This is a genomic window from Neisseria subflava (genome assembly GCF_003044935.1).
In the GTDB taxonomy this organism is placed as follows: Bacteria; Pseudomonadota; Gammaproteobacteria; order Burkholderiales; family Neisseriaceae; genus Neisseria; species Neisseria subflava_E.
In genome coordinates this window covers 1,015,922-1,031,883 of record NZ_POXP01000001.1, presented here as the reverse complement: position 1 = coordinate 1,031,883, position 15,962 = coordinate 1,015,922, and the positions used below count along the sequence as shown (strand labels likewise).

General features: G+C 48.3%; 14 protein-coding genes. 8 read left to right on the top strand and 6 right to left on the bottom strand.

Features of this window, described 5'->3' with window-relative positions:
* Positions 1-59 precede the first annotated feature (59 nt).
* Complete coding sequence (argH, locus tag DBY95_RS04955) at positions 60-1,439, bottom strand: argininosuccinate lyase (RefSeq protein WP_107723580.1); 1,380 nt, start codon at positions 1,437-1,439, stop codon at positions 60-62.
* A gap of 93 nt (positions 1,440-1,532) precedes the next feature.
* Here argH and DBY95_RS04950 point away from each other — a divergent pair, with 93 nt between their 5' ends.
* Together DBY95_RS04950 and acnB are read left to right on the top strand one after the other, a co-directional pair.
* A complete protein-coding gene (locus DBY95_RS04950; protein WP_107723579.1) occupies positions 1,533-2,570 on the top strand; it encodes a sensor histidine kinase in 1,038 nt (345 codons plus the stop codon).
* Positions 2,571-2,770: 200 nt separating this feature from the next.
* The gene (gene acnB, locus DBY95_RS04945) at positions 2,771-5,356 is read left to right on the top strand and encodes a bifunctional aconitate hydratase 2/2-methylisocitrate dehydratase (RefSeq protein WP_107723578.1); all 2,586 of its coding nucleotides are present in this window, start codon (positions 2,771-2,773) and stop codon (positions 5,354-5,356) included.
* A gap of 182 nt (positions 5,357-5,538) precedes the next feature.
* On the opposite strand, the gene DBY95_RS04940 is transcribed toward acnB, so the two are convergent.
* The gene (locus DBY95_RS04940) at positions 5,539-6,933 is read right to left on the bottom strand and encodes a DEAD/DEAH box helicase (protein WP_107723577.1); all 1,395 of its coding nucleotides are present in this window, start codon (positions 6,931-6,933) and stop codon (positions 5,539-5,541) included.
* Between the two features lie 427 nt (positions 6,934-7,360).
* Here DBY95_RS04940 and DBY95_RS04935 point away from each other — a divergent pair, with 427 nt between their 5' ends.
* Entirely contained in the window at positions 7,361-7,711 is a 351-nt protein-coding gene (locus DBY95_RS04935; protein WP_107723576.1) for a hypothetical protein, read from the top strand.
* A gap of 189 nt (positions 7,712-7,900) precedes the next feature.
* On the opposite strand, the gene clpX is transcribed toward DBY95_RS04935, so the two are convergent.
* The gene (clpX, locus tag DBY95_RS04930; RefSeq protein ID WP_107723575.1) at positions 7,901-9,166 is read right to left on the bottom strand and encodes an ATP-dependent Clp protease ATP-binding subunit ClpX; all 1,266 of its coding nucleotides are present in this window, start codon (positions 9,164-9,166) and stop codon (positions 7,901-7,903) included.
* A gap of 313 nt (positions 9,167-9,479) precedes the next feature.
* Between clpX and DBY95_RS04925 the strand changes: the two genes are divergently transcribed.
* Together DBY95_RS04925 and DBY95_RS04920 are read left to right on the top strand one after the other, a co-directional pair.
* Positions 9,480-10,388: a serine hydrolase gene (locus tag DBY95_RS04925; protein ID WP_371459479.1), complete on the top strand. Its 909-nt coding sequence runs from the start codon at positions 9,480-9,482 to the stop codon at positions 10,386-10,388.
* A gap of 108 nt (positions 10,389-10,496) precedes the next feature.
* Entirely contained in the window at positions 10,497-11,270 is a 774-nt protein-coding gene (locus DBY95_RS04920; protein WP_107723574.1) for a M48 family metallopeptidase, read from the top strand.
* Positions 11,271-11,333: 63 nt separating this feature from the next.
* Here DBY95_RS04920 and DBY95_RS04915 read toward each other — a convergent pair whose 3' ends face one another.
* Complete coding sequence (locus DBY95_RS04915) at positions 11,334-11,828, bottom strand: DMP19 family protein (RefSeq protein ID WP_199903864.1); 495 nt, start codon at positions 11,826-11,828, stop codon at positions 11,334-11,336.
* Positions 11,829-11,940: 112 nt separating this feature from the next.
* On the opposite strand from DBY95_RS04915, the gene DBY95_RS04910 reads away from it, so the two are divergent.
* Both DBY95_RS04910 and DBY95_RS04905 read left to right on the top strand, forming a co-directional pair.
* Entirely contained in the window at positions 11,941-12,138 is a 198-nt protein-coding gene (locus DBY95_RS04910) for a zinc-finger domain-containing protein (RefSeq protein ID WP_003745781.1), read from the top strand.
* A gap of 3 nt (positions 12,139-12,141) precedes the next feature.
* Positions 12,142-12,498, top strand: a complete 357-nt coding sequence (locus DBY95_RS04905) for a hypothetical protein (protein WP_107723572.1) — start codon at positions 12,142-12,144, stop codon at positions 12,496-12,498.
* Between the two features lie 6 nt (positions 12,499-12,504).
* Here the strand turns inward: DBY95_RS04905 and mutY are convergent, their stop codons facing one another.
* The gene (gene mutY, locus DBY95_RS04900; RefSeq protein ID WP_107723571.1) at positions 12,505-13,539 is read right to left on the bottom strand and encodes an A/G-specific adenine glycosylase; all 1,035 of its coding nucleotides are present in this window, start codon (positions 13,537-13,539) and stop codon (positions 12,505-12,507) included.
* A gap of 162 nt (positions 13,540-13,701) precedes the next feature.
* Here mutY and DBY95_RS04895 point away from each other — a divergent pair, with 162 nt between their 5' ends.
* The gene (locus DBY95_RS04895) at positions 13,702-14,742 is read left to right on the top strand and encodes a zinc-dependent alcohol dehydrogenase family protein (RefSeq protein ID WP_107723570.1); all 1,041 of its coding nucleotides are present in this window, start codon (positions 13,702-13,704) and stop codon (positions 14,740-14,742) included.
* A gap of 69 nt (positions 14,743-14,811) precedes the next feature.
* Here DBY95_RS04895 and trmA read toward each other — a convergent pair whose 3' ends face one another.
* Positions 14,812-15,894, bottom strand: coding sequence for a tRNA (uridine(54)-C5)-methyltransferase TrmA (gene trmA, locus DBY95_RS04890; protein WP_107723569.1), 1,083 nt, complete (start codon positions 15,892-15,894; stop codon positions 14,812-14,814).
* Positions 15,895-15,962 lie beyond the last annotated feature (68 nt).

Below are 15,962 nucleotides of genomic sequence, written 5' to 3'. Positions count from 1 at the left end.
GTAATCAAAAGGCCGTCTGAAAATTTTCAGACGGCCTTTTATTATGTGTTTAGATGGATTTAAGCCAATAATTCACGCCAGCGTTTGACTTGGAAACGGACTTGTTCAGGCGCGGTGCCGCCCAAGTGGTTGCGCGCGTTTAAGCTGCCTTCGGGTGTCAACACGCTGTAAACGTCGTCGGCAATCAAATCGCTGAAACCTTGCAGGACTTCAAGCGGCAATTCGCTCAAATCAACGCCAGCTTCATCGGCATGGCGCACGGCTTGGGCAACGACTTCGTGGCTGTCGCGGAAAGGCATGCCTTTTTTCACCAAGTAATCCGCCAAGTCGGTAGCCGTTGCAAAACCCTGCATTACGGCGGCGCGCATGTTGTCGGGTTTGACGGTCACGCCGCGCATCATGTCGGCGTAAATGCGCAGGGTGTCGATAAGCGTGTCGGCAGTGTCAAACAAAGGCTCTTTGTCTTCCTGATTGTCTTTGTTGTATGCCAAAGGTTGTGATTTCATTAGGGTAACCAGGCCGATCAGGTGGCCAATCACGCGACCGGATTTACCGCGCACAAGTTCGGGTACGTCGGGGTTTTTCTTTTGCGGCATGATGGACGAGCCGGTGCAGAAACGGTCGGCAATATCGATAAAGCCGAAACGCGGGCTCATCCACAAAATCAATTCTTCGGAAAGACGACTCAGGTGAACCATAATCAGAGAAGCAGCAGCTGTGAACTCAATGGCAAAATCGCGGTCAGATACGGCATCAAGCGAGTTCTGGCAGATTTGCTCAAAGCCCAACAGCTCGGCGGTAATTTCGCGTTGAATCGGGTAGGTGGTACCGGCCAGTGCGGCGGCACCGAGCGGCATACGGTTGACGCGTTTGCGGCAGTCGGCCATGCGCTCGAAATCGCGGCCGAGCATTTCAACGTAGGCGAGCATGTGATGCCCGAAGCTGACCGGCTGGGCAACTTGCAGGTGGGTAAAGCCGGGCATGACGGTTTCGGCGTTTTGTTCTGCCAAATCGACCAAGGCCGTCTGAAGGTTTTGAATCAGGCTTTGAATAACGGTAATTTGATCACGCAGCCACAGGCGGATGTCGGTAGCGACTTGATCGTTGCGGCTGCGGCCGGTGTGCAGGCGTTTGCCGGCATCGCCGATTTTGTCGGTAAGGCGGCGTTCGATGTTCATGTGGACATCTTCCAAATCCAGCGACCAGGGAATCGTTCCTTCTTTGATTTCTGCTATAATCTCGGCCATGCCCTGACGGATGGCGGAGAGGTCGTCTTCGCTCAAAACGCCCGACTGTGTCAGCATTTGCGCGTGTGCCAGCGAGCCTTGGATGTCCCATTCTGCCAGTCGTTTGTCAAAATCAATCGAGCCGGTATATTTTTTGACCAGCTCGGAAACAGGTTCGTTAAAACGGCCTGACCAGGTTTTGTCCTTGCTCATATCAGCATCCTTAAAATATAAATAAAAAAACAGGGTCTACGTCTTCAATATAGCAGACCCGTCTATACATTATGAAAGAAAACGGTTGAAATCATGTCTATTATACGTCAAATAAACCAGAATTTCGCAGTGCCGGATTTGCGCAATTCCGCAACTCTGGTGCGCCTGCTCATTGTTTTGTTAATCAGTTTGTTTATCTTTCCGTTGATGACGGTATCGGGCGTGCCTTATCCGGAACAGATTTTCCAACATTTTTCATGGGCTTGCCCCGTCATCCTCTTAATTTTACTCAAGGTCTATTTCTTACAGGCATTTGCGCCGTCCCTGCTTCGCTCGCAGTACAGCGTTGTGGTTTCCTACGTCTCCAACCTGCTGATTTTCTTGTTTGTCGATCTAGTGATTTTGAAGACGGAAATTTGGCCGCTGATTCAACACTTCTTCTTGCTGACCTTTTTTTGTTTCAGTTTCATGTACATCGAAGCATCCCGTCGCAACAGCCTTGCACCTTCCATTTCCGAAGCTAGACTGAGCGCATTGACGGCGCGTATCCGTCCGCATTTCTTGTTTAACAGCCTGAATGCCGCCATCAGCTTAATCCGTCTGCGTCCGTATGATGCGGAAACTTTGCTGGAGAATCTGGCCAACCTGTTCCGCGCACAACTGCGCGACGGTAGTCAAAACAGCACCTTGGGGCAGGAAATCGAGTGGGCGCAGGAATATATTGCCATCGAGCAAATCCGCATGGGACATATGCGCGTACAGGTTATGTGGCAGCACCATGCGCCCGATGATGCAGAAACGCCGCATCTGCTGTTGCAACCGCTTTTGGAAAATGCCGTATTTCATGGTGTCGAATCTATCCACCGTCCAGGGATAATTACGGTATTAACAAAATTGGAAAAATCATCTATTTTTATCAGTATCGAAAATCCGTGCGGAACGGAACCTAATGAAAATACCAAGCCGCATAAAGGTAATTCTATGGCTCTGCGCAATCTGAAAGAGCGCCTGACTCTGATGTATGACACCGACGCGAAAATCAGATATATCCAATCAGACGGCCTGTTCCGCGTTGAAATCATATTGCCGTACCGTAAAAAATCAGCCGAAGTTTCCCGTCTGTTTGGCTAAAAAGCCTAGAAGAGGGCGGCTTTAGATAGGTTGAACTATTAACACATTAAACAAAATAGTTTAAATTTATTACATTCAGCAACATAACTGTTCCCATTTTTTGAAAACTGGTCTATGATGCTTAAAAGGATTGTTTACAATCCTTAATTGCAAATCATTTGCAACTGCCCAGAAGAAAAAACAGAAAAAGGAACAAAGAGATGTTAGAAGCCTATCGTAAAGCCGCCGCCGAGCGCGCCGCCCTTGGTATTCCCCCCCTTCCTCTGACTGCTCAGCAGACTGCTGATTTGGTTGAGCTGCTGAAAAATCCACCTGCCGGTGAAGGTGAGTTCTTGGTTGAGCTGTTGGCTCACCGCGTACCGCCCGGTGTGGACGATGCCGCCAAAGTTAAAGCCTCATTTTTGGCTGCCGTTGCCGAAGGCAGCGCATCCAGTCCGCTGATTTCCCCTGAGTATGCTACCGAGCTGTTGGGTACCATGCTTGGCGGTTACAACATTCATGCACTCATCGAACTCTTGGACAATGACAAACTTGCACCTATCGCTGCAAATGGTCTGAAACATACTCTGTTGATGTTTGACTCTTTCCACGATGTTCAAGAAAAAGCCGAAAAAGGCAATAAATACGCGCAAGAAGTATTGCAATCTTGGGCAGATGCCGAATGGTTCACTTCCCGCGCCAAAGTTCCAGAAAAAATCACTGTTACCGTCTTCAAAGTCGACGGCGAAACCAATACAGACGACCTCTCTCCAGCGCCTGACGCATGGAGCCGTCCTGATATCCCTCTGCACGCGCTGGCTATGTTGAAAAACCCGCGCGACGGCATCAACCCTGACAAACCGGGCGAAGTCGGTCCGATTAAATTGTTGGAAGAACTCAAAGCCAAAGGTCATCCTGTTGCTTACGTTGGCGACGTGGTCGGTACCGGTTCTTCACGTAAATCTGCTACCAACTCCGTGATTTGGCATACAGGCGAAGATATTCCGTTCGTACCGAACAAACGTTTCGGCGGCGTATGCCTGGGTGGCAAAATTGCTCCTATTTTCTTCAATACTCAAGAAGACTCCGGCGCATTGCCGATTGAAGTTGATGTGTCTGCTCTGAAAATGGGCGATGTCGTCGATATCCTGCCTTATGAAGGCAAAATCGTGAAAAACGGCGAAACCGTTGCCGATTTTGAATTGAAATCACAAGTATTGCTGGACGAAGTCCAAGCAGGTGGCCGTATCAACCTGATTATCGGTCGCGGTCTGACTGCCAAAGCGCGCGAAGCACTGAAATTGCCTGCTTCTACCGAGTTCCGTCTGCCTCAAGCGCCAGCTGAAAGCAAAGCCGGTTTCACATTGGCTCAAAAAATGGTTGGTCGCGCCTGCGGTTTGCCGGAAGGCAAAGGCGTGCGTCCGGGTACTTACTGCGAACCACGCATGACTACTGTCGGCTCGCAAGATACTACTGGTCCGATGACTCGTGACGAATTGAAAGACCTGGCTTGCTTGGGCTTCTCAGCAGATATGGTGATGCAGTCTTTCTGTCACACCGCGGCTTATCCAAAGCCTGTCGATGTGAGAACTCATAAAGAATTGCCTGCTTTTATCTCTACCCGTGGCGGTGTATCCCTGCGTCCGGGTGATGGCGTGATTCACTCATGGCTCAACCGTCTGCTGTTGCCTGATACAGTTGGTACCGGCGGCGACAGCCACACCCGTTTCCCTATCGGTATTTCTTTCCCTGCCGGCTCCGGCTTGGTTGCTTTCGCAGCAGCTACTGGTGTGATGCCGCTCGATATGCCTGAGTCCGTATTGGTACGCTTCAGCGGCAAACTGCAACCGGGTGTAACCCTGCGTGACTTGGTGAACGCCATTCCGTTGTACGCGATTAAACAAGGTTTGCTGACTGTTGCTAAAGCTGGTAAGAAAAACATCTTCTCCGGCCGCATCCTCGAAATCGAAGGCCTGCCTGATTTGAAAGTGGAACAAGCTTTTGAATTGACTGACGCATCTGCCGAACGCTCCGCCGCAGGCTGTACTGTGAAGCTCAACAAAGAGCCGATTATCGAGTACATGAAATCCAACATTGTGTTGATGAAAAACATGATTGCCAACGGCTATCAAGATTCGCGCACTTTGGAACGCCGTATCAAAGCCATGGAAGCATGGTTGGCAAATCCTGAATTGCTCGAAGCGGATAAAGATGCCGAATACGCTGCCGTGATTGAAATCAACATGGACGACATTAAAGAGCCGATTATTGCTTGCCCGAACGACCCAGACGACGTGTGCTTCATGTCTGAACGCTCCGGCACCAAAATTGACGAAGTGTTCATCGGTTCTTGTATGACCAACATCGGCCACTTCCGCGCAGCCTCCAAACTCTTGGAAGGTAAAACCGACATCCCGGTACGTCTGTGGATGGCACCTCCAACCAAAATGGATGCGAAAGAGTTGTCTGACGAAGGTCACTACGGCGTACTCGGCCGTGCAGGTGCGCGTATGGAAATGCCGGGTTGCTCATTGTGTATGGGTAACCAAGCACAAGTACACGAAGGCGCGACTGTAATGTCCACTTCTACCCGTAACTTCCCGAACCGCTTGGGTAAAAACACCTTTGTTTACCTCGGCTCAGCTGAGTTGGCGGCGATCTGCTCTAAACTGGGTAAAATCCCGACTGTTGAAGAATACCAAGCCAATATCGGTATCATCAACGAGCAGGGCGACCAAATCTACCGTTACATGAATTTCAACGAAATCGACAGCTACAATGAAGTAGCCGAAACCGTGAATGTTTAATGTAACAAGGTAAACCGATTTTCAGACGACCTTAAATAATAAAGGCCGTCTGAAACGGAAAAATAAAGGGCGTGTTCATCACGTCCTTTTTATTTTTAGTTTAATAAAAGGCCGTCTGAAAGATAAGTTTCAGACGGCCTTTGCTTAGGATAAATAATCAGAAACCGATTAATCAGCGTTGTTTACTTTACGCCAAAACCAGGTTGGAGCAGGGCGCAAGGCTGACGCTCGTGACGGCTGCGGCGTGTTCTGCCGGCAATTTTGCCGCAGACAATACCCGGATCGTTTTTCTCTTCTGCTTTTTTCGAGCTTTTGTCTGATTTATTCGCGTATTCGTTGCGTTTGTTTCTATCATCGCGGCGAGAGCGGCTGTCGTTGTGTTGAACCGGTTGCGCTTTGGCTTCATCTTGATTGTCGTTGCCCCACCAATGCGGCTCAAAGCCTTCGATGCGTTCCACATTCAAATCGCTGCCGATCAGCTCTTTAATGGATTCAAACATTTTCTGTTCGGTTTTATCCATCAAGGAAATGGCAACGCCGTCGGCACCGGCCCGGCCGGTACGTCCGATGCGGTGAACGTAGTCTTCAGGTTGGGTTGGCAGCTCGTAGTTGATGACGAAAGGCAACTCGGCAATATCCAAGCCGCGCGCTGCAACGTCGGTGGCAACCAAAACGCGTAATGTGCCTTCTTTAAAGGCATTGAGGGTTTCCAGTCGGCTTTGTTGGGATTTGTCGCCGTGGATGGATTGGGCGGCAATGTTGCGGCGGACGAGGTCGCGGGTAACTTGATCGACGCTTTGTTTGGTTTTGCAGAATACAATGACTTGATTCATATGCAAATCAACAATCAGACGTTCGAGCAGGTTGCGCTTTTTGAGTGCATCAACGGCAATGATGTGTTGCTCGACATTGGCGTTGGTGGTGTTTTGCGCGGCCACCTCGACCATTTCAGGCGTGTGCATAAAATCTTGTGCAAGCTTGCGGATAGGCGGTGAGAAAGTGGCGGAAAAAAGCAGGGTTTGTCGCTGTTTGGGCAACATCTGCATGATTTTGCGGATATCGTCGATGAAACCCATATCAAGCATACGGTCGGCTTCATCGAGTACAACGATTTCAACTTTGTTTAAATTGATGTTTTTTTGTTTAACGTGGTCGAGCAGTCGGCCAACCGTAGCGACAACGATTTCGCAACCGGCGCGCAAGTCGGCAGTTTGTTTGTCCATGTTGACGCCGCCGAAGAGGACGGTATGGCGCAAAGGAAGATTTTTAATATAGGCCTGTACGTTTTGGTCAATTTGATCAGCCAGTTCGCGGGTCGGGGTCAATACCAACATGCGGACGGGGTGCATGGCAGGGGAGGTGCTGGATGTGGCGTAGCGTTTCAGGCGTTCGAGGCTGGGCAGCATAAAGGCGGCGGTTTTACCTGTGCCGGTTTGTGCTGCGGCCAAAAGGTCGTGTCCTGCCAAGGCTTTAGGAATCGCTGCGGCTTGGATAGGCGTCGGGTTTTCATAACCCTGATCGGTCAGGGCAGAGACTAATTCGCTGCCTAAACCGAGTGAAGAGAAAGGATTCATGATGGTGGCTTTCTGTTCAGACGGCCTTTTGAATGGTGAGGCCGTCTGAAAAATCTGATTCTGAAATGGATAAACCGCAGTATGATTTTGATTCTGCGGTTTGAAAAAAGGGGTACGGAACTATCCGGTAAGTAGTCCATTATGCCATAAAAAGAGGGACTCCCCAAATGATGGTTGCAGCTAAAATCGTCTAAGTTTTGATATTTTTACAGTTCAAAAACAGAAAAAGTTACTGGCCTGCAAGGTTTTGAGTTTATTGGGAATTAAGCATTTGTCTTAACATCAATAGGATTAATTTATCAAAAACTTACAGGATGAAATGAAACTAAATTGGAATTGGGTACTCAATATTGAGGTGCAGGGCTGTTTGACAGCCTGTATCTCCCGTTTAACGGTAAACCATAAAATTAAAATTTAGGAATATACAATTATGAAAACTTTATTGATCGCTCTTGCAACCGGTAGCCTGATGTTGGCAGCTTGTTCTTCTTCCAAACCCGCTGAAGAAGCGGCAGCACCACGCGTCACTGTTGAAGAAGCAATGACCCAATGCCAACAGGCATCTGGTGAAAATGCTGACCGTGCTGTGTTTGATGCCTGCATGAAAGACAAAGGCTATCAACGTACGGCTGAGTCAGCTGCTTCCGAGCCCGCTGCCTCTGAACCGGTAGCAGCGCCTGAGGATGTTGCTCCTGAAGCTGCCGCATCCGAGCCTGCTGCTAAAGCTGCTCCTGCTAAAGCCGCTCCTGCAAAAAAAGCTGCTAAAAAAGCAAAAAAATAAGCTTCATAAAATTCAAGGAAGTCACTCTCATCAATACTCCGGATGAAGACAGACTTAGAGCAACTTGAAAACAAAGGCCGTCTGAATATGTTTCAGACGGCCTTTGTTTCGTATATAGAATTGTTCGGCAATATAGTTTAATTCAAAAAAAGACGTGTACGGTTACACGTCTTTTTCAAAGAATCAGTTTTACTGTTTGTATTCGCTGCCGTCTTTGCGGAAAAGTTTTGGCTGCTCGCCTTTTTCTACCACCTCTTTATTGATGACGACTTTGGCGACGTCTTTCAAATCTGGCAGGGCATACATGGTGTCCAAGAGGCAGCGTTCGACGATAGAGCGCAGGCCGCGCGCACCGGTTTTGCGTTCCATTGCCAGTTTGGCGATGCTGCGCAAAGCGTCTTCTTCAAACTCAAGGCTGACATCTTCCATTTCAAACAAGGTTTGATATTGTTTGACCAAGGCGTTTTTCGGTTCGGTCAAAATGTTGACCAAAGCGTCTTCGTCCAATTCCTCCAATGTGGCAATCACGGGCAGACGGCCGATCAACTCAGGAATCAAACCGAATTTAATCAAGTCTTCAGGCTCGACGGTTTCAAACAGGGCTGAAATATCGGCGTTTTCATCTTTGCTGTGTACCGCTGCACCAAAGCCGATACCTCCTTTTTCAGTACGTTGGCGGATGACTTTTTCCAAGCCGGCAAATGCGCCGCCGCAGATAAAGAGGATGTTGGTGGTATCAACATTGATGAATTCTTGGTTCGGATGTTTGCGTCCGCCTTGAGGAGGAACGCTGGCTACAGTGCCTTCAATCAGTTTCAGCAAGGCTTGTTGCACACCTTCGCCGGATACGTCACGCGTGATGGACGGGTTGTCGCTTTTGCGTGAGATTTTATCGATTTCATCGATATAGACGATGCCGCGCTGGGCTTTTTCAACGTCAAAATCACATTTGCCCAAAAGTTTGGTGATGATTTGTTCGACGTCTTCACCGACATAACCGGCTTCGGTCAAAGTTGTGGCATCTGCCATGACAAAAGGGACATCCAGTTTGCGCGCCAAAGATTGCGCCAACAGGGTTTTACCTGAGCCGGTCGGACCGATAAGCAGGATGTTGGATTTGGACAATTCGACTTTGCCCTCTGCTTTCGGGTGGTGCAGGCGTTTGTAGTGGTTGTAAACCGATACTGCCAACGCTTTTTTTGCGTGTTCCTGACCGATAACGTGGTCGTTGAGGTTGGCAACGATTTCGGCCGGGGTAGGCAGTTTTTTCTCGGCGTTTTCTTCTTTCGCTTTGACAAGCTCGTTTTCAATTTCGCCGGATTCGTTGTCTTGCAGCATTATGCCGCAAGTTTCTACACATTCGTTGCAGATGAAGGCGTGTTCGCCTTCGATCAGGTTTTTAACGTCGTTTTCAGACTTCCCGCAGAATGAACAGGTGCGTTTTTCTTCAGACATAATAATTTCTTCGTATGGTTGTATGGAGGCTGTGTTGTAAAGGGGGAACAGATATTTCGGGCGTATTGCCGGATTGAGGGAATGCCTCTGACAAAGGAGCCTAAGTATAATGACTATCTTGTGTTTTTTCAAATCAGAGCAGGCATTGCGCCGTATCGTCTAAGAAACAGATGAGGGCGTGGGATTTGAATATCTTGCTAACAAACGCAAAGTTTTCTCAACTCGCTTTACAATTGTCGAAAAATTTAACAGAATGTTGAATTAAATGTATTTTTTTGAATTGGCAGATATGAAAATCTATAAAACTTTAGGAATGGTATGGACAGGTGTGGCATTGGCCTTTGCTTCTGCGCCTGCCGTTGCCAATGATATGGATGTATTGGGACAATTTTTGGAGCAAAATTTCCCAGTGCAAAATGACCCGCTGGAAGCTTTTGCATTGAGTCATGCCGACCAAGTCGAAGCTCAAGCCGCTTTGGCAGGTCCTCTGCTGTCTTCGCAATCTGCTTTGATTTTCAATAATAAAACCGGTGAAGTGCTGTATCAGAAAAACCCTGATCGTGTCATGCCGATTGCCTCTATTTCCAAATTGATGAGCGCGATGGTGGTTTTGGATGCGCATCTGGATATGAACGAGCCGATTACGATTACCGAGGCTGAAATCGACCGTTTGAAAGGTACGGGCAGCCGTTTGAGCATCGGCACGACGCTGACACGCGGCGAACTGTTGCACCTGAGCCTGATGAGCAGTGAAAACCGTGCTACTCATGCATTGGGCCGTACGTATCCGGGCGGTATGAGCGCATTTGTTGCGGCTATGAATGCCAAAGCGCAAAGCCTGGGTATGACCAGCAGTCGTTTCTATGAGCCTACCGGTTTGAATTTCCAAAACGTTTCCACTGCACGCGATTTGAACCGCATGGTTGCGGCAGCCAGTAAGTATCCGCTGATTCGCAAAAATTCGACTTCAAATTACGGCTCGGTTTGGACGGCAAATGGTCGTCAAAACTACAAAAACTCCAATGCCTTGGTGCGTGAGGGCAGCTGGAATATCGAATTGCAGAAAACCGGCTATATTCGTGAAGCAGGACGTTCTATGGTGGTTAAGGCCAATGTACAGAATCAGCCGATTACCATTGTATTGCTCAACTCTCCGTCTTCCACAACCCGCGTGAACGATGCGCGTAAGATTGAGTCTTGGATGCTGCAGCGCCGTTCTTAAATATTACGCTTAAAGGCCGTCTGAAACCGTTCAGACGGCCTTTTGTGTAAAGGATATTAAATTTGGGTACAATGTCGTTACATTAATTTTAAAACACAGAGAGAAAACATGTTGAAAAAATGGAATAAAAAATATTGGGCCGGCATGGGTGTGATTTTGGCGTTGACCGGCTGTACTTCTGTAGCGGATATGGTTGGCTACGATACTGCGACTTTGAATGAAGATGCTGCCAAAAGTTACTCACAAGTCATTCAAAACGCGCGTGGTCAAAAAGCTTTGGATGTTTCATCTCCAACTGCTCAACGCGTTCAACGCGTGTTTGCACGTCTGCGTCCTCATGCTGAGCGCGCCAACAAAACCGGCGTGCCTTTCAACTGGCAGATGAACGTTATCCGCAGTGATGAAATGAACGCATGGGCAATGCCGGGCGGTAAAATGGCCGTGTACACCGGTATAGTAGAGAAATTGAAGCTGACTGATGATGAAATTGCCGCCGTTGTCGGCCATGAAATGACCCATGCTTTGTTGGAACACAGTAAAAAAGCTTTGGGCGGACAAGTATTGACCGGCTTGGGCGGTTCGATTTTGGCCAGCTCAACCGGTGTGGATGGTGATTTGGTCGGTTTGGGTGCAGATTTGTTGGCGACCAAACCGTTCTCACGTTATCAGGAAAGCGAAGCGGATGCCGGCGGTGTGCGTTTGATGGCTGAAGCAGGCTACAATCCTGAGGCTGCGGTAAGTGTGTGGGAAAAAATGAACAAAGTACAGGGCGGCAGCTCATTGGCTATTTTGTCGACCCATCCGACCAATCAGGCGCGTATCAATGCGATCCGCAAAATGTTGCCTGAAGTGATGCCGATTTATCAGAAAAACAAACGTTAATTTGACGTATTGATGATTTTGCCGGTTTGAACAGATGATTCAAACCGGCAAAGTTTTATGGTTTCAGTCTGACAGTTTGGCAAATTTATCCCAATTTGCCTGAACGTACGCTGCCGCAGTTTCCAAGTCTTCATCGGCAACGTCATAATAATCGCCGTCAAGCTCTTCAAAATCGGGAAAAGCTTTGCGGATTTCGTCGAAATCCCTTTGCTCGTCTGCCATTTTTTCAATGGATTCGCCGTGTTTTTCGTACAGAGCCTTGGCTTTGTCTAAGATTTTTGGTATCGGCTTGATGCGCCAGCGGCGCAGGCTGTCAGCAACCGGATTGCCGAAGATGTATTCTCCGTATCCTGAAGCGATAAGCTGTACAAAGCCGCCTTCTTGAACCTGGCTGTCGAGGTAACAAAGTGCGATTAATGTATGCTGTTCGTCGTTGAGGCTGGACATGTCTTCATCGCCTGTCTGTTCAGTGTGATCCAAATAGGCTGCACTGAGTGTATAAAGAAATGAAGCGGAATCGGAAGTATCGAAATCTTGAAGGCGGAGCAGGGTAGTCATCATCATCAAAGGCCGTCTGAAAAAAGTGATTATATAATGTTTTCAGTCGAACCTAGCGGCCGTTTTGCTTTACAATATCGGAAGATAAGAAAACATAGTGAGGAACCAAACCATGAGTACACAATCTGAAAAAAACGTTGTAGTCATCAAGCCGCAGGATTTGCCGCTGCATTGCTCCGGCCCTAATCATGAAACATGGAACGGCCATCCGCGTGTGTTCTTGCCGATTCAGTCCAACAGTGAGATTGAATGCCCGTATTGCGGCACTTATTACCGGCTTGATGGCGAGATTCCGCATCACCATTACTAATCTATGCCTATGTTGAATAAAATTATCTGCGCTTTGTGCGTGAGTTTGTGCGTTTCGTGCGGCTCGTATAAAGCCGTGCGTCCAGACGCGCCGTTACCGGTCATTGCACAGGCGCAGACGTATTCTGTCCGTTATCAATCCGTACAAGGTCGGACGATTACTGCAATTTATATCAACAGCCACAGCCCGATGATGGTTGAGTTGCGTGAAGGCAATACGGTTGAGAAACTGGCGCAAGTCCGCTTGCAGAGTCAGGGTGTCGAGTACGCCAATCCAAGCTCGCGTTGGCAAATTGGCGATGGTTTTGCCGTATTGATTCGCGGTGGGAAAGAAGTTGTATTTAAAGAGATTGTGGAATAGGGCGGTTTAGCCTTTCGCCAAATATTTGATTAAAGGTTTGGGTAAACCATAATCCGCCAACTGTTCCGCTGATATCCAAAGGCCGTCTGAAAGATGTTCAGACGGCCTTTGTTGCGTCTGAAAAGGGGTAATCATCAATAAGCGGTGGGTCAGGCGGTGGGTAAATGTGGTTTGTTCTTCAAGGCCGTCTGAAACAATACCGAAGCGTTCGGCGTAAGCATACAAATCGTCTAATTTTTCAAAACAGGGGACGCAATACAGACCGCCCCAAATGCCTTTGGCAGGGCGTTTTTCAAGCAATAATGCGCCGTCAGTGTGGTGAATAATCAGCCAATAAAGCGGTAGGGTTTGCACTTCGGGGGCAGTTTTTTTGCGGGGCAGCTCGTCAATGCGGTTTTGTTTTTTTGCTTCGCAGATGTCTGCCATCGGGCATTGATGGCACAAAGGTTTTGTTCGTTTGCAGACGGTTGCGCCCAAGTCCATCAAGCCTTGCGTGTAGGCAGGCATATCAGTGTTTTCAGACGGCAGTAGGCTTTCGGCAAGCGTCCAAAGCGAGTTTTCAAATTTCTTATCTTGCGGATTGCCGTCTTGGGCAAAGACACGGCAGAGAACGCGTTTGACGTTGCCGTCCAAGATGGTTTCTCGTCGGTTAAAAGCAAAGGCAGAAATAGCGGCGGCGGTACTTCTGCCTACGCCGCAGAGCGTTTCTAAGTCTTTGCGTTCGGATGGAAAGATACCGCCGAATTGTCTGACGACTTGTTGCGCTGCTTTGTGCAGATTGCGTGCGCGGCTGTAATAGCCCAAGCCTGCCCACAAGGATAAAACCTCGTCTTGCTGCGCAGCGGCAAGCGATTGCACGGTTGGGAATTTGGCTAAGAAACGCGGATAGTAGTCCAATACGGTAGCAACCTGCGTTTGTTGGAGCATGATTTCTGAAAGCCAGACGGAATAGGGGTCTTTGATCTGCCAAGGCAAGTCGTGACGGCCATGCTGCCGTTGCCAATCGATGAGTCGTTGTGCAAAGGATGTGTGTGTGTTCATTAATATTTACTTTTTAATTATTTATTTTTAAAACAGCATGTTACACTATAACATGCAAAATAATAATCAGGATTGACTTATCTGGTAGAGGGGTATATAAATATAGTTAACGTGGATTTACGCTGTATTGTTAAAGTTTATTAACTGCTCAAGGAGATTCACATGAAAGCAATGGTTTATCATGGCGCAAACGACATCCGTTTCGAAGAAAAACCCCGCCCTCAAATTATCGATCCGACCGATGCAGTCGTCAAAATCGTTAAAACCACAATTTGCGGTACTGACTTGGGTATTTGGAAAGGTAAAAACCCTGAAGTTGCCGACGGTCGTATTCTCGGTCATGAGGGTATCGGTATTGTAGAAGAAGTCGGCGATGCTGTAAAAAACATCAAAGTCGATGATAAAGTCATTATTTCATGTGTTAGCAAATGCTGTACTTGCGACAACTGTAAAATCCAACTTTATTCACACTGCCGCAACGGCGGTTGGATCTTGGGCTATATGATTGACGGTACTCAGGCCGAATACGTCCGTACGCCTTATGCAGACAACAGCTTGGTTCCGCTGCCTGACAACGTCAACGAAGAAGTTGCCCTGCTGTTGAGCGATGCTTTGCCGACCGCCCACGAAATCGGCGTGCAATATGGCGATGTGAAACCTGGCGATACCGTATTCATCGCCGGTGCCGGCCCTGTCGGTATGTCTGCATTGCTGACTGCGCAACTGTATAGCCCTGCTGCCATCATCGTTTGCGATATGGACGAAAACCGCTTGAAACTGGCGAAAGAATTGGGCGCGACCCATACCATCAACCCTGCTTCCGGCGATGTAAGCAAACAAGTTGCCGCTATCGTCGGCGAAGACGGCGTAGATTGCGCCATCGAAGCGGTCGGTATCCCTGCAACTTGGAATATGTGCCAAGACATCGTGAAACCCGGCGGCCATATTGCTGTGGTCGGTGTGCATGGTCAATCCGTTGATTTCAAACTGGAAAAACTTTGGATTAAAAACCTTGCCATCACAACAGGCCTGGTTAACGCGAATACCACCGAAATGCTGATGAAAGCCATTTCCAGCAGCTCAGTGGATTACACCAAAATGATGACCCACCATTTCAAATTCAGCGAATTGGAAAAAGCTTACGATGTATTCAAACACGCTGCTGAAAACCAAGCCATGAAAGTGGTTTTGGAAGCGGATTGATTTGAAAATCGCTTAATATGCCGTTAATTAAAGGCCGTCTGAACATTCAGACGGCCTTTTTGTATGATTTTATTTCTTCTTCAACCAAACGCCGCTTTCGATATGGTGGGTAAATGGGAATTGGTCGAATAGGGCGGCGCGTTCGATGGTATGGGTTTGACAGAGCGTGTCTAGGTTGGCGCGAAGGGTCTCAGGATTGCAGGAAATATAGAGGACGTTGTCGAATCGGGCAACCAATTTGAGCGTTTCATCATCAATACCGGCGCGTGGAGGATCGACAAAAATAGTTGAAAAATCATAGTTTTTCAAGTCAATGCCTTGTTCTTGCAGGCGGCGGAATTCACGGTTTTGCGTGTAGGCCTCGGTAAACTCTTCCGCAGACAGGCGGGCGATTTTAAGATTGGTAATTTGGTTGGCTTCAATATTCCATTGGGCGGCGTTGACGGAAGTTTTGGAAACTTCGGTCGCCAGCACCTGATTGAAATGTTGCGAAAGCGGCAGGGTGAAATTGCCGTTGCCGCAGTACAGCTCAAGCAGGTCTTTGCCTAAGTTTTGCGCAGCATCACACGCCCAAGTCAGCATTTTTTGGCACACTTGGGCATTGGGTTGGGTAAAGCCGCCCTCGATTTGACGATAGCGGAAGGTCTTGCCGTTGACTTCCAACGCTTCAGTCACAAAATCTTGGCTCAATACGATTTTTTGTCCGCGGCTGCGGCCGATGATGTGGATGCCTAAATTGTGCGCCAGCTCTTGCGCGGCTTGTTGCCATGCGTCGTTCAGCTTCTTGTGGTAAATCATGGTAACCAGCATTTCGCCGCTTAAAGTGGACAAAAATTCGACGGCGTACCAGCGGTTTTTCAGCTCGGGATGATTGGATGCGGCTTCAATCAGTTTCGGCATTAAGGTATTGATGGATTCGGACGCGGCAGGAAATTGGTCGCAACGGATCAGGCTTGCCCCGCTTGCCTTTTGCCCGCGCTCAAACATGGCGTAAAACATTTCGCCGCCTTCATGCCAGATGCGGAACTCGGCACGCATCCTGTAATGCTGTTCCGGAGATTCAAAGACTTCGATTTCAGGGAAATCCAGCCCTTGGAATAGTTGCTGAAGATATTGCTTTTTGTCGGCTAGTTGTTGCTGGTAGGCAGTCATTGGGGCAGTTTTTCGGAAAATAATGGCGAATTATAATATAGTTGGCGCAAAGATACGAAAGGCCGTCT

Coding starts and splice junctions, on each gene's coding strand:
- DBY95_RS04920 (WP_107723574.1), top strand. CDS start 10,497: ATGTTGAAAAAATGGAATAAAAAATATTGGGCCGGCATGGGTGTGATT.
- clpX (WP_107723575.1), bottom strand. CDS start 9,166: ATGTCTGAAGAAAAACGCACCTGTTCATTCTGCGGGAAGTCTGAAAAC.
- argH (WP_107723580.1), bottom strand. CDS start 1,439: ATGAGCAAGGACAAAACCTGGTCAGGCCGTTTTAACGAACCTGTTTCC.
- mutY (WP_107723571.1), bottom strand. CDS start 13,539: ATGAACACACACACATCCTTTGCACAACGACTCATCGATTGGCAACGG.
- trmA (WP_107723569.1), bottom strand. CDS start 15,894: ATGACTGCCTACCAGCAACAACTAGCCGACAAAAAGCAATATCTTCAG.
- DBY95_RS04935 (WP_107723576.1), top strand. CDS start 7,361: ATGAAAACTTTATTGATCGCTCTTGCAACCGGTAGCCTGATGTTGGCA.
- DBY95_RS04915 (WP_199903864.1), bottom strand. CDS start 11,828: ATGACTACCCTGCTCCGCCTTCAAGATTTCGATACTTCCGATTCCGCT.
- DBY95_RS04950 (WP_107723579.1), top strand. CDS start 1,533: ATGTCTATTATACGTCAAATAAACCAGAATTTCGCAGTGCCGGATTTG.
- acnB (WP_107723578.1), top strand. CDS start 2,771: ATGTTAGAAGCCTATCGTAAAGCCGCCGCCGAGCGCGCCGCCCTTGGT.
- DBY95_RS04905 (WP_107723572.1), top strand. CDS start 12,142: ATGCCTATGTTGAATAAAATTATCTGCGCTTTGTGCGTGAGTTTGTGC.
- DBY95_RS04910 (WP_003745781.1), top strand. CDS start 11,941: ATGAGTACACAATCTGAAAAAAACGTTGTAGTCATCAAGCCGCAGGAT.
- DBY95_RS04925 (WP_371459479.1), top strand. CDS start 9,480: ATGGTATGGACAGGTGTGGCATTGGCCTTTGCTTCTGCGCCTGCCGTT.
- DBY95_RS04895 (WP_107723570.1), top strand. CDS start 13,702: ATGAAAGCAATGGTTTATCATGGCGCAAACGACATCCGTTTCGAAGAA.